The organism is Mesorhizobium sp. YR577 (genome assembly GCF_900116595.1).
Classification (GTDB): domain Bacteria; phylum Pseudomonadota; class Alphaproteobacteria; order Rhizobiales; family Rhizobiaceae; genus Mesorhizobium_M.
The window spans coordinates 62,615-74,356 of sequence record NZ_FPBI01000026.1 but is presented as its reverse complement, the minus strand read 5'-3'; the positions used below and the strand labels follow the sequence as shown (position 1 = coordinate 74,356).

The window sequence follows — 11,742 nt, the reverse complement described above, 5'->3', positions numbered from 1 at the left end:
CAAGGTAAGGGTTGTGGGACCGGAGTTTCTTCCCGATCCGGAAGGAGCAATAGATCTTCGAGCTCCGGCCAAGAGATACGTGCCTTAGCACGCGCGGCGAAGCCCACCCGATAAGAGCCTTTTCAGCAGCTTCAAAAATAGATCGAACTAAACCGAAACTCAGGGTCATCTCGATTTCCAGACGTTTTGAATGTGCAATAGGCAACCGACGTCGTAGGGTCCGTCCCATGCCTGTCGATCGCGGCTTCGATCGCCTCGTCGTCAGTTAAGACCTCCCAACCCATAGCAACGCTGTTGTGCTTTCTCACACCAACCTCCTCGATCCCGTTCGGGAACGATAAAACCTTGGTTGCCCGCGCGTCACCCTGAAAAACAGCCAATTTCGCGACAAGGAAGATCGCAGTGAGCGACAGCTCCGCGTCCAAAAGTGACGACTACGTCATAGCGACGTTGGCGTCAGCGCCCCGGCCAAAATTCCCGTATTTTGATGGCTATTGCAACTTCTATGATACACTGAGTGCTATCGTGATGGAGTGAATACCATCCTGGGCGGGATGCGAACGAATGGAGGGTTCGATGAAGCATTTTGCCGCCAGTCTTGCGATTGCCAGCTTGTTCCTGGTTTCCGCCCGTGCCGAGGAAGCAAACGTTCCTGCTTTCTTCGTGCTGAGTGAGCGCGGGGAGGGGACGTTCGATATGGAGGCCTGGCAGCGTGCGACCAAAGCGTTGAAGAACGAGGAATTCGTGCGGACGTATCGGCTCGGCGGGGACGGCAGCGTCCTGCAAAAGGCGCAGGCAGATGCAGAGAAGGCACATGCGGCGGCCAATGTCGTTATGCTCATGACGACGACCACGCAGGACAAAAACTCGACCGAGTTTTACGAGTCGCTCCGTCAGGTGGAGCAACAATTCCAGACCGACCCAACACTTAAAGGTGCGAGCGTGCTCGCCAGATGGCCAATGTGCGCGCTCGTTCAACTGGACGGGAGCCGCAACGCCAAGATGCCGCCCGTAACCATGGTTTTCGTTCTCGATGACCCACAAGCGAACGTGTTCTGCTATCCGATGGTGCAATCCTACTTCACGACACCACCAGGGCCTGACGGCAAGCGTGTTGCGCCGATCAGCATCGACGGTGCGACCGTCGCCCTGCAGGCGGTACTTCCGCCTATGAAGCTCACCAAGAAGACGTTGGCGGACAAGGCGGCGTTCAAGCAAGGTAACCTCGTTGAACGCCCCAACAATGTCTATGCACCAGGTGAGGAGATATTCATCTACGCCTTTTTCGAGAATGTCGGTCGCAAGGACGTTGGTACGCCGATGTCCAGTTACGAGATCGGGCTCGACATTGAAGTGCGCGATCAATCTGGCAAGGTTCTGAAATCACTTCCCGACGAGCATACCTACAAGGCTGACTCCCCACCGCCGTTTCCCGTGTCGCTGGACTACTTCAGCAACTTCGCAACCGCCGGCATTTCCCTCGATACGCCCGGCAGCTACACGATTGCCTACATCTTTCATGATCGTTCCCGGCCTGAAACGCTGCCCGCGGCGGTGGAATTCGACGTGACAGTCGAGTAAAGCGCGACGGCAGCCAAATCACGGTCCAGTATCGGGCTCGCCGACCGATCTGGATGGGCCAACCCTCGAGCATCGCAAAGCGTGTTCTTGAGCGAATGGACGCTTTTCTGTCGGAGACCGACGCAGAGGGCGCATGCCGGCTGCGGGCAAGGTTGCCCTGGTGGCGGTCGTCGGCAACGAGGACGGCGCGCATCATTGCCATGCGGCCTGTTTCCAGGCGCTAAACAATGTCGGTTTTACCATACCGGCCAACGGCGAGATATATTGGGTGGGCGAGGCAATGGGATCCGTCAACCATGTCGATTTCACCGGTACGCCGGAGAAGGTGGTCGACACGCTGAAGATGGCGGCGTCAAATGCCGCCCATCTGGCGCGGGCGCTGAAAGGCGAAAACTATCCAGGCGCGGCAGCGGAAGGTTGACCGAAACAAGGGTGCCCAGCATGGACGTAAAAGAAAACAGTGCCAGAGTGGAAACGGGAGCCTGCTTCTGCGGCGCTATTGCCGCCGAGATGCAGGGAGAACCGTTCTGGATTTGCACTGATCATGATGATGATTGTAGGCGCGCCATCGGCAGCCCGCTGACCATGTGGGTGGGTTATCGACCGCGCCAGTTCAAGCTGACGCGCGGCAAGATGAAAACCTTCTCGAAGACCACGGGGGTCACGCGCAGTTTTTGCGGAAATTGCGGAACGTCGATTGGCTATCGCGACGGCGGAATTGACGACGAATTCTATTTGACGATCGGTTTCTTCGACCATCCCGAGCGCTTTCAACCCGAAGCCCATGCCTACTGGAAACTAAGATTGCCTTGGGTGGAATTCGCCGATCGCCTGCCTCGGATTGACGACTATTCGAGGCAGCGCGATCCGGAACTTGGAAATCCGCGCGATCGGCACTCGCTGTGACAAAACCTTTTTGACCACTGTCTACTGATCAGGGGTTACAGCTGATCCTGCACGCGAAAGCGATGAGCGCTGCACATCATGGGTCTCCAGGCGACCTGTGTTCAATACCCGCGAGGACAACGATCAATATAGCGGTTTCCTCGACGGTCGCGATAGTAGCAATCGCCTGGTTCACTCGCACGACCGATGAGTGCGCCCGCAACTGCACCGACTGCCCCTCCCACTAGGGCCCCTTCCGCCGTGTTGCCAGGCGAAGCGACAGCAGCGCCCACCGCGGCACCGCCAAGACCACCGATCGCTGCGCCGCGTTCTGTCTGCGAGCAGGCGGTAACGGAAGTGAGCGTAATCAGAAGTATGAGCATCTTTCTCATTAGAATTCCTCCACTTTCAATCCCTCCCGAGAGAAATGCGTGAGTTGGCTAATTGATCCGCCGGAGCCATTCTACGCGCAAAATTCTTAAGGCTGCGGCTCTCTCGCCCCCTCCGTTGTGAGCTACTGGATCTGATAGACGAAGAGCGAACGTGTCGGATTCCGCGGGTGGCGCTTGTTCCAGGCTGGGAGTCCGAAAGGCCAGGACGTAATGCGGGCCTGGCCCTTCTCAGCCGTCAAACGGCTTTGATACCGCCGGCCAGGGGCGATCGGCGGCCTACCGTTCATGGAGCGTGGGACGAGGACGGTACATAAAACGAAGGAAGGGCAGTGGTTTGTTCCTTCCCCTTCGAACATCGCATCGATAATTCGTCGAAAAACTTCATGGGCAGAGAATCGCACTACGAGCAGTTCCGCCTCGGTCACCTTGTTCGCCAAGCCGTCCCAACGAGGAATATCTTCAAACAGCAGGAGCCTTTGATGTTGGATGAAGCGAAAGTTCGACTTGGATCAGCCTGCGAGCATACCCTTCCACAATGAGATCGCGAGGTATTGCGGCACCGCCTTGCCGAAGAACGGAACAACCTGCGTGCTGAAAGGTTAGAGTTCCACTGACCCCGAAAAGCGAAAAGGAGGAATGATGATGAAAATGATCATCGCAACAATGGCCGCACTGACAATTTCGGCTTTTGTCCCCGTTGCGGCATTCGCAGCATGTCCCGAGACGACCGGATCGATTTCCAACGATGCGAAGACCGGCATTTCGAAGGACGGCACGCGAGCTCCGCTTCAGACTGACACGCAGAGCGCTACCACGCCACAGGTCAATCCCAATCCTACGAAGAAGGACGGCAACACGATGCCTCTCGCTGACCAGGAGGGCGGCGGCAACAAGAACCTTGCCACATCTCAGCAGGATGTCGAAGCCCAGCAGAAAGGCGATAAAACTGCCGCCGCAGAAGCTGATGACGCCTGCAAGGATTAAGGAGCGAAGCGTGATCTGACACGCCTAGTGGTTATTGCCGAGACACGTTGAACCGGCGTCGGTTGATTGTGTTTCGGTTTTGTCCCGCGGAATGGGGAGGCGAAGATGATATTAAACTGGGTTGGCGCGTTGCTCATTATTTGCGGCGTGTTGGCGATGGCAAGAGCAGCCATTTTCCGAGGCCGTTTGAGTGATTCCCATTCGACCTCCTCGACAGGCCGTACTTTGGAGCCAACGCGAAGTGGCATAACAGCATTTAGCTGGGCCGCCAATTGGCCGGGTCTTGCTCTGATGGTGATTGGTGCAACTCTGCTGCTAGTCAGCTCTGGGACTTTCGCTCCACATTGAACGACTTGAAGATCCTTCACCCCGCGGCGGCAGCGCCTCGCGCATGCACTGCTGCGGAGACGAGTTGAGCATTGCCCGAAACGGAGCGATCCGGCCCGTTCGTGCGGGATAGTCGGATACCCCACGCAATCCATGGATGGTGTGGGCTTTGCCCGCGAGCAAATCATGTCCACCGTCCATCGGTATTGTTCGATGCAATTCTGCCTGTTTTTCAACTCACTCATAGCCGCCGACAATGGGAAGAATTTCGCCCGTGATGTAGCTGGAACAATGGGATGATGCCAGGAACACATATGCCGGAGCGATTTCCTCCGGTTGTGCAGGGCGTTTCATAGGGGTCTTTGCGCCGAACCCTGAAACGTCCTGCGCTTTCTTGTCGGACGGATTGAGTGGGGTCCAGACTGGACCCGGGGCGATTGCGTTCACCCGAATGCCCCGATCAATCAGATTGCCGGCAAGAGCTCGGGTGAAAGCATGTATCCCACCCTTAGTCATCGAATAGTCCACCAACTGCGGACTGCCGTCGATACCAGTCACAGAACCGGTATTGAGAATGACGGAACCGGATTTCATATGCGCGACGGCAGCCTGAGCCATGTGGAAGTAGCCATACAGATTGGTTTTGAGCGTCGTATCGAAGTGCTCTTCGGTCAGATCCTCGAACTTTGATGCGTGAATTTGGAATGCGGCGTTGTTGACCAGGATATCGAGCTTGCCCAATTTCTTCACAGTTCGGGCGACCGCTTTCAGGCAGAAGTTCCTCTTGGAAACGTCCCCGGCGATCGTAATGCACCGTTTTCCTTCGGCCTCCACGGCCTTCTTCGTGATTTCGGCGTCCGCTTTCTCCGAAAGATAGGCGACAGCGACGTCTGCCCCTTCGCGAGCAAACAAAATTGCCACTGCCCGGCCGATTCCGGAGTCGCCCCCGGTGATAAGCGCTACCTTTCCTTCGAGCTTCTTCGATCCAATATAGAAAGGCGCGTCGTACATCGGCTTGGGATCAAGGACTGCCTCGGAGCCCGGCTTCGATTGATGTTGGTTGGGAAAGGGTGGCTCAGGATATCGGCGCGCCCCGACCTGAACCGAGGACTTATCCTGCGGTGTTGAGTTTGCATCCGACTTGGTGATCCGGGCCTGGATTCGTCTTTGCTTCGCAGCCGCTGCTTTTGCCTCGCTCATGGTCTTGGTTTGTGTCGCGCGGCGCATATGAGCCTCCATGGGTCGGACCTTCGATGGTCAACGCACGTCACGCCAAAAAGTTTTCTGCCCGTTTCCCCTCAGATGCCTGATGGAACGCATCTACTGCCCGTTCATTGACGAACAGAGGAGAAAGCCGATGAATCCGAACAAGCCAAAATCGCGAGATGTCGAAAAGCGGGCACTCGACCTAGCCGAGAAAACTGACGTCTCCCCCAATCAGGCAAAGGCCTTGATTCGCAAGCATGGCGACGACAAGAAAGAGATCGAGAAGGAGGCAAAGAACTTCAAGGCAGAAGGATGAAGGAATCCTATTGCCATTCTTGATCTGTTGCGAAGCTTGTTGGCTGAATTGACCCCATCAATGGATGTTCCATCACGACGGGTTGCATACCGTCAGATCTCGCAGTTGGCGAGCGTGACGAAATTGAAGAGGGAAGGCGTCTGCTTTGCGTGGCGATGACCCGTGCAAAGCATTCATTTAATTACGCCCCAGCGGTTCTATACTCATGGTCAGGCACCACGGGCGGCCGTCACGTCTATGTTTCGCGTACCCCTTTATTCCGAACCATATTCTGAAGAATTTTGCCGCACCTCCTGACCGCTCGCAGAATCTGTCTCCGCGCATCCCCATGCCCGGGGAGTTGGCGTGGATTTAAAACGCCGGATGCGGGGCATGTGGAATTTAGCAGGCCGTCCAGTCGAGACGTAATGAACCTGTCCGGATAGAGATCGTATCCCTGACTGCCGTCATTGCCTCACACTTCCTCGAAAATCTTGGAACGTTTCCGAGCGCGGGCAGTTGTGAAACATCTCTACAACAGGAGGAAACCATGAAAGCCCAGCTTTTAGTAGCAGGTCTACTCATTGCCCCGTCGACCGGTGCATCGTTTGCCCAGGACGTTTTGCTCGGACCTGCGCAGGAAACCATAATCAGAGAATATGTCGTGCGTGACCGAGTCGTGCCCATCGAGCCTCTACCTGATGTAGATTTTTCTGTTGGCACGGTTCTGCCGGATACTGTTGAGCTTCACACAATCGAACAACCCGACCTCGACGGAGGCTATAGCTATGTCGTGGTGGGCGAGCGGACGGTGGTCGTAGAACCCGGCACGCGCCGGATCATTCATATCATGGAATAAGCCTGAGACGGGAAGGGGATTGCTTTGCCGGAAAGCCCGCCGCTGGAGGGCTGCGACGGGCTTCGACGACCCGGACGAGAAAGTGGACATCCGGATTTAGAATAATCAGCCAGACTTCGATTGGTTCCCCCAAGTATTCAGGGCAGACGTAAAATGAGGCCACTGGCCGATGGCTAAAGTTATATTTGCAGTAGGTTTGGTGATTGCTTTGGTCGCCATCGCGGCAGGAGCGGTCTTTTTTCTGTCGAAGGAAACTGCCACTGTCGCTATCGAGCAGGGCTACGGACCAAACCCGACTCTCCCCAAACCAAATCCCAAACTGATCCCCACCGTCAACATCGCGCCAGCCAAACCCTGGCCTGCCGGCCAGCAGCCCATCGCGGCGGAGGGCCTTGTCGTCAACGCATTTGCTGACGGTCTTGATCATCCGCGCTGGCTGCACGTTCTGCCGAACGGCGACGTCCTCGTGGCTGAAACCAGTAGGCCACCGAAACCCGACAAGGACTTCGACTTCCGCGATTGGATCATGGGCGTCGTAATGGGCCAGGCTGGAGCCGAAGTGCCGAGCGCCAACCGCATAACGCTGCTGCGTGATGCAGACGGCGATGGCGTTGCCGAGACGCATTCAGTGCTTCTCGAAGGGTTGAATTCGCCGTTCGGGATGGCATTGTTCAATGGCAAGCTCTATGTCGCCAATACGGACGCAATCGTCGCTTTTCCCTATGAGGATGGCGCGACCGCCGTATCTTCGGAAAAGATCGTCGATCTCCCGGCCGGCGACATCAACCATCACTGGACCAAGGATGTGATCGCGAGCCGCGACGGCACCAAGCTTTACGCGACAGCAGGCTCCAACAGCAATGTCGGCGAAAATGGTATGGAGGCAGAAGACAACCGCGCTGCCGTTCTAGAGATCGATCTTGCAACGAAGAAATCCCGCCTGTTTGCGTCGGGACTGCGCAATCCCAATGGCCTCTCATGGCAGCCGGACAGTGGCGAATTGTGGGTTGCAGTAAACGAACGCGACGAGATCGGCGGTGATCTCGTTCCCGACTACATGACATCAGTGCGGGACGGTGGTTTTTATGGCTGGCCGTACAGTTACTACGGCCAACATGTCGATGAGCGCGTGAAGCCGCAGCGGCCTGATCTTGTCGAGAAGGCAATAGTTCCCGACTACGCCCTTGGCCCGCATACCGCGTCGCTCGGCCTGACTTTTTACGAGGGAACCTTGTTTGGCCCTGAATTCTCGAAGGGTGCATTTGTCGGTCAGCACGGATCGTGGAACCGCGAGCCGCGAAGCGGTTACAAGGTGATCTTCGTGCCGTTCTCGAAGGGTAAGCCCTCCGGTCCGCCGCGTGACATCCTGAACGGATTTCTCAGTGAAAACGGCGAGGCGCTTGGACGGCCCGTCGGCGTAGCTGTCGACAAAAAGGGCGCTTTGCTCGTTGCGGACGACGTCGGCAACAAGGTTTGGCGTGTCATTCCAGTCGGCCAGAGCAGCGGTGCGGAACAATAACAGCTTCGAATGGAGGAGCAGAGCTATTACACCCGCGTCACCTCTCCGCTCCTCCAACGTCATGGAACAATCCTCCCACGACAGGGTTCAGCCGCGAGGGAATGGCGGGGGCTGCTTCAACAAAAGAGCAAGTCTTTTATCGAGTTTTTCGCAGGTCGTACGCGGACAAGCGGTGGAACGAGCGCCATATCCGCGATCGCCGTTGCGCTACGATCTCATTCCAATCCTTATGTTCGTGCATGGGTGTGCGGGAATTCAATCGGCTCTCGAGCCGACCGGTGCCGAGGCCAGGCAGATTGCCACGCTGTTCTGGGTAATGGTCATAGGCGGCGCGACGATATGGCTGGCAGTGATCGGTACGCTGCTCTACGCCGCGCGCTGGAAAAACAAACCCCATTCCGCGCAATCGGCAGGTCGGCTGATCCTTTGGGGCGGGGCTGTTTTTCCCGCCGTCGTTTTGATGGCCCTGCTCAGCTACGCGTTGTGGCTGATGCCGTCACTCCGGCCGCAGGCGGCGGAATCATCGATCGCACCCCTGCGGATCGAGGTAACCGGCGAACAATTCTGGTGGCGCGTTTCCTACCGGTCCGAGAACCACGAAACTTCGATTGCATCGGCCAACGAAATCCGCTTGCCGCTTGGGCAGCGGGTCGAATTTGTCCTCAAGAGCAGCGACGTCATCCACTCGTTCTGGATTCCATCGCTTGGCGGAAAAATGGACATGATCCCCGGCAGGACCAACCGTCTCTCGCTGCTTGCCACGAAAGTCGGCATCTTCCGAGGACCCTGCACGGAGTTCTGCGGTACCTCGCATGCGCTCATGGCATTTTCTGCCGTGGTCATGGACCCGGTCGCCTTCGATACATGGCTTGAGGCTCAGTCGCAGCCATCTGAGCAACATGCGAGCGACGGTAAGCTTCGTTTCATTTCGAATGGCTGCGGCTCCTGTCATACCGTTCGTGGCACCGAGGCGACGGGAACGCTTGGTCCCGATCTGACCCATCTCGGATCACGGGAGAGCCTGGCTGCGGGCATCTTGCCAAATACCGAGGAGGCGATCCGACGGTTCATTGCGGACCCGGACGTCATCAAGCCAGATTCTAAAATGCCGGCCTTCCGGATGTTGCCGGAAGACGACCTGCAGGCAATCGCCTCTTACCTGAAGGGGCTGAAATGACCCAGGTCGCTGATCGGATTACGCGCAAGGAGGCTAAGGCCCAGGAGGAGCGTCTGCGCAAGGTGTGGGCCGATCCTTCCGGTTGGCGCTACTGGACATCGGTCAACAACTACCAGATCGGTCTCTGGTACGCCGCGACAGCCTTCGCCTTCATGCTTTTCGCTGGCGTGCTGGCGCTGATGGTGCGGGTCCAACTAGCCGTGCCGGGTAACGATTTCCTGTCCGCGGATTTGTTCAATCAAGCCTTCACGCTTCACGGCACGGTGATGATGTTTCTCTTTGCCGTTCCGATTTTCGAGGCAGTAGCGATCTTTCTGCTGCCCCCCATGCTCGGCGCGCGGGAGCTCCCTTTTCCGCGTCTTTCGGCGTTCGGCTTCTGGAGTTTTCTCCTGGGCGGCATCTTCGTTTGTGGATCGATCTTCTTCAACGCCGCGCCGTCGTCGGGATGGTTCATGTATCCGCCTCTTGCGACCGATAAGGAATTATCCGGCATTGGCGCTGACATCTGGCTTCTGGGTCTGTCGTTCATCGAGATCGCCTCGATCGCAGCGGCAGTCGAACTGATCGTCGGAATCCTGAAGTGCAGGGCCCCGGGGATGCGCATCAATATGATGCCGCTCTTTGCCTGGTACCTGCTGGTCGTCGCCGGGATGATCCTGTTTGCGTTTCCGCCCTTGATCGCCGGCGACATCCTGTTCGAGCTGGAGCGCATGTTCGACTGGCCGTTCTTCAACCCGGAACGAGGCGGCGATCCCATTCTGTGGCAGCATCTGTTCTGGATATTTGGCCACCCCGAAGTCTACATCATCTTCCTGCCGGCCATTGCCCTGATGGCCATGATAGTGCCGACCTTCTCGCAACGTCGGATCGTCGGTTATTCGTGGATCGTGCTCGCTGCCGTCGGCACCGGCTTCCTCAGCTTCGGACTGTGGGTGCACCACATGTTCACCACGGGATTGCCGCAAATTTCGCTGGCGTTCTTTTCCGCGGCGTCGGAGGCGGTAGCCATTCCGACCGGGGTGCAGATATTCGTGTTCATTGCAACGATGCTCGCCGGTCGCGTCATCTTCTCGGTCCCCATGCTCTTCGGGGCAGGGGGGCTGGCGATTTTCGTGATGGGCGGCCTTACCGGCGTGATGGTGGCCCTGGCCCCATTCGACTGGCAGGCGCATGACACCTACTTCGTCGTCGCCCACCTGCATTACGTTTTGATTGGCGGCATGCTGTTTCCGGTCATTGCCGGTCTCTATTACTACTACCCCCTTATCAATGCGCGAAAACTCAGTGATCGGGCGGGCAAGCTTGCCTTCTGGCTGATGTTCATTGGCTTCAACGTGGCTTTCTTTCCCATGCATCTCTCCGGGCTGCGGGGCATGCCGCGGCGCGTTTTCACCTTTCCACCGGAGGTGGGCTGGGACTGGCTGAACCTGATCTCAACGATCGGAGCCTTCATTCTCGCTTCGGGCATTCTGGTGATTGTGATCGACGTTCTGCGGCCGAAGCATCGGGAACCGGAGGGCGAGAGCAATCCATGGAACGCCGGGACGCTGGAATGGATTAGCGAGCCCAAGGAAAACTGGGGCGTCAGGTCAATCCCCATCATCGAGAGTCGTTATCCCCTCTGGGATCAGGCGAACCTGATGAGAGACATCAATAGAGGTCGGTTTTACCTGCCCGATGCAGAGGAGGGGAGACGGGAAGGCCTCGTGACCTCCGTGCTGGACGCCAAGCCAATCCAGGTGCTTCGCGTGGCCGGAACAGCCTATGTCCCGATCATTTCCGCTCTGTTCCTTGGCGGCGCGTTTGTTGCGATGACCTTTCACTGGTGGATCGCCACCATCATTTCCGCCGTTGGTGCATTTGCTGCAATCGTCTACTGGCTGTGGACGGGCACCGCCGAACTTCCCGAGAAGCTGCAAAAGCATATCGGCCTGGGCGTTACTTTGCCGCTTTACGTTTCCGGACCGAGCTCCACAGGTTGGTGGGCGATGTTCATCACCATGGTAGGTGACGGTACCGCCTTTGCGAGTCTCATCTTCGGTTACTTCTTCTACTGGACGATTCATGAGGATTTCACCGCCGGCTCGAAAGGTCCGGGAGCACAATGGCCGATGATCGGCCTTGGGTTGTTTGCGGCAGCCTGGATCGCAATGATCTATGCGCGCAGGCTGAACAGTCGAGGTTTTGTGTTGGCTATGCGCGCATGTCTGATGTTTGGTGCGCTGTTGACGATTGGCGGCTGCGTTGCTGCCATGGCCGGCCCGATATCCTACGGAATGGACCCGAAGTTGCACGTCTATCCGGCAATCGTCTGGGTACTCGTGCTGTGGACGGTGGTTCACGCAGTACTCGGACTTGTGATGCAGGTCTATTGCCTTGCCCGCAGTCTGGCGGGGCGTCTGACAGCACAGCACGATGTCGATCTCCAAAACGTGGTTTTGTACTGGCACTTCCTTTCCGTAACCACGCTGCCCACGTTTGCCGTTATTGGCCTCTTCCCCCGGATGTTGTGAGGCT

General features: G+C 57.2%; 10 protein-coding genes and 2 pseudogenes. 10 read left to right on the top strand and 2 right to left on the bottom strand.

Annotated features, from left to right (window positions below; genetic code table 11):
- Nucleotides 1-576 precede the first annotated feature (576 nt).
- The 3 genes and pseudogenes from BM413_RS27250 to BM413_RS27240 all read left to right on the top strand — a co-directional run bounded on the left by BM413_RS27250 (nucleotide 577) and on the right by BM413_RS27240 (nucleotide 2,487).
- Complete coding sequence (locus BM413_RS27250) at nucleotides 577-1,581, top strand: hypothetical protein (protein WP_139238670.1); 1,005 nt, start codon at nucleotides 577-579, stop codon at nucleotides 1,579-1,581.
- A 44-nt stretch (nucleotides 1,582-1,625) separates the two neighbouring features.
- A pseudogene (locus BM413_RS27245) lies at nucleotides 1,626-2,002 on the top strand (NADPH-dependent oxidoreductase); the annotation flags it as partial.
- 20 nt (nucleotides 2,003-2,022) lie between these two features.
- On the top strand, nucleotides 2,023-2,487 hold the full coding sequence (locus BM413_RS27240; protein WP_091917999.1) for a GFA family protein: 465 nt from the start codon (nucleotides 2,023-2,025) through the stop codon (nucleotides 2,485-2,487).
- A 101-nt stretch (nucleotides 2,488-2,588) separates the two neighbouring features.
- On the opposite strand, the gene BM413_RS27235 is transcribed toward BM413_RS27240, so the two are convergent.
- A complete protein-coding gene (locus tag BM413_RS27235) occupies nucleotides 2,589-2,858 on the bottom strand; it encodes a YMGG-like glycine zipper-containing protein (RefSeq protein WP_091917998.1) in 270 nt (89 codons plus the stop codon).
- Nucleotides 2,859-3,500: 642 nt separating this feature from the next.
- Between BM413_RS27235 and BM413_RS27230 the strand changes: the two genes are divergently transcribed.
- Nucleotides 3,501-3,842 carry a hypothetical protein gene (locus BM413_RS27230; RefSeq protein WP_175544462.1) on the top strand — a complete coding sequence of 114 codons (342 nt, stop codon included), beginning with the start codon at nucleotides 3,501-3,503 and terminating at the stop codon, nucleotides 3,840-3,842.
- A gap of 564 nt (nucleotides 3,843-4,406) precedes the next feature.
- Here BM413_RS27230 and BM413_RS27225 read toward each other — a convergent pair.
- Nucleotides 4,407-5,396: an SDR family oxidoreductase gene (locus BM413_RS27225; RefSeq protein ID WP_244538043.1), complete on the bottom strand. Its 990-nt coding sequence runs from the start codon at nucleotides 5,394-5,396 to the stop codon at nucleotides 4,407-4,409.
- Between the two features lie 82 nt (nucleotides 5,397-5,478).
- Between BM413_RS27225 and BM413_RS27220 the strand changes: the two genes are divergently transcribed.
- From BM413_RS27220 to ctaD, 6 genes and pseudogenes are all read left to right on the top strand, one after another.
- Complete coding sequence (locus BM413_RS27220) at nucleotides 5,479-5,691, top strand: hypothetical protein (protein ID WP_139238669.1); 213 nt, start codon at nucleotides 5,479-5,481, stop codon at nucleotides 5,689-5,691.
- A gap of 68 nt (nucleotides 5,692-5,759) precedes the next feature.
- Nucleotides 5,760-5,942, top strand: a pseudogene (locus BM413_RS33785) (hypothetical protein); the annotation flags it as partial.
- A 278-nt stretch (nucleotides 5,943-6,220) separates the two neighbouring features.
- Nucleotides 6,221-6,529, top strand: a complete 309-nt coding sequence (locus tag BM413_RS27210) for a DUF1236 domain-containing protein (RefSeq protein ID WP_091917996.1) — start codon at nucleotides 6,221-6,223, stop codon at nucleotides 6,527-6,529.
- A gap of 169 nt (nucleotides 6,530-6,698) precedes the next feature.
- Entirely contained in the window at nucleotides 6,699-8,048 is a 1,350-nt protein-coding gene (locus BM413_RS27205; RefSeq protein WP_091917995.1) for a PQQ-dependent sugar dehydrogenase, read from the top strand.
- Between the two features lie 202 nt (nucleotides 8,049-8,250).
- Entirely contained in the window at nucleotides 8,251-9,225 is a 975-nt protein-coding gene (coxB, locus tag BM413_RS27200) for a cytochrome c oxidase subunit II (protein WP_280141861.1), read from the top strand.
- On the top strand, nucleotides 9,222-11,738 hold the full coding sequence (gene ctaD, locus BM413_RS27195; RefSeq protein WP_091917994.1) for a cytochrome c oxidase subunit I: 2,517 nt from the start codon (nucleotides 9,222-9,224) through the stop codon (nucleotides 11,736-11,738). Before coxB ends, ctaD begins: the two co-directional genes overlap by 4 nt.
- Nucleotides 11,739-11,742 lie beyond the last annotated feature (4 nt).

What these genes read in the sequence shown, in the direction of transcription:
- BM413_RS27210 (WP_091917996.1), top strand. Translation starts at nt 6,221, where the DNA reads ATGAAAGCCCAGCTTTTAGTAGCAGGTCTACTCATTGCCCCGTCGACC.
- BM413_RS27235 (WP_091917998.1), bottom strand. Translation starts at nt 2,858, where the DNA reads ATGAGAAAGATGCTCATACTTCTGATTACGCTCACTTCCGTTACCGCC.
- ctaD (WP_091917994.1), top strand. Translation starts at nt 9,222, where the DNA reads ATGACCCAGGTCGCTGATCGGATTACGCGCAAGGAGGCTAAGGCCCAG.
- BM413_RS27220 (WP_139238669.1), top strand. Translation starts at nt 5,479, where the DNA reads ATGGAACGCATCTACTGCCCGTTCATTGACGAACAGAGGAGAAAGCCG.
- BM413_RS27240 (WP_091917999.1), top strand. Translation starts at nt 2,023, where the DNA reads ATGGACGTAAAAGAAAACAGTGCCAGAGTGGAAACGGGAGCCTGCTTC.
- BM413_RS27225 (WP_244538043.1), bottom strand. Translation starts at nt 5,396, where the DNA reads ATGCGCCGCGCGACACAAACCAAGACCATGAGCGAGGCAAAAGCAGCG.
- BM413_RS27230 (WP_175544462.1), top strand. Translation starts at nt 3,501, where the DNA reads ATGAAAATGATCATCGCAACAATGGCCGCACTGACAATTTCGGCTTTT.
- BM413_RS27250 (WP_139238670.1), top strand. Translation starts at nt 577, where the DNA reads ATGAAGCATTTTGCCGCCAGTCTTGCGATTGCCAGCTTGTTCCTGGTT.
- BM413_RS27205 (WP_091917995.1), top strand. Translation starts at nt 6,699, where the DNA reads ATGGCTAAAGTTATATTTGCAGTAGGTTTGGTGATTGCTTTGGTCGCC.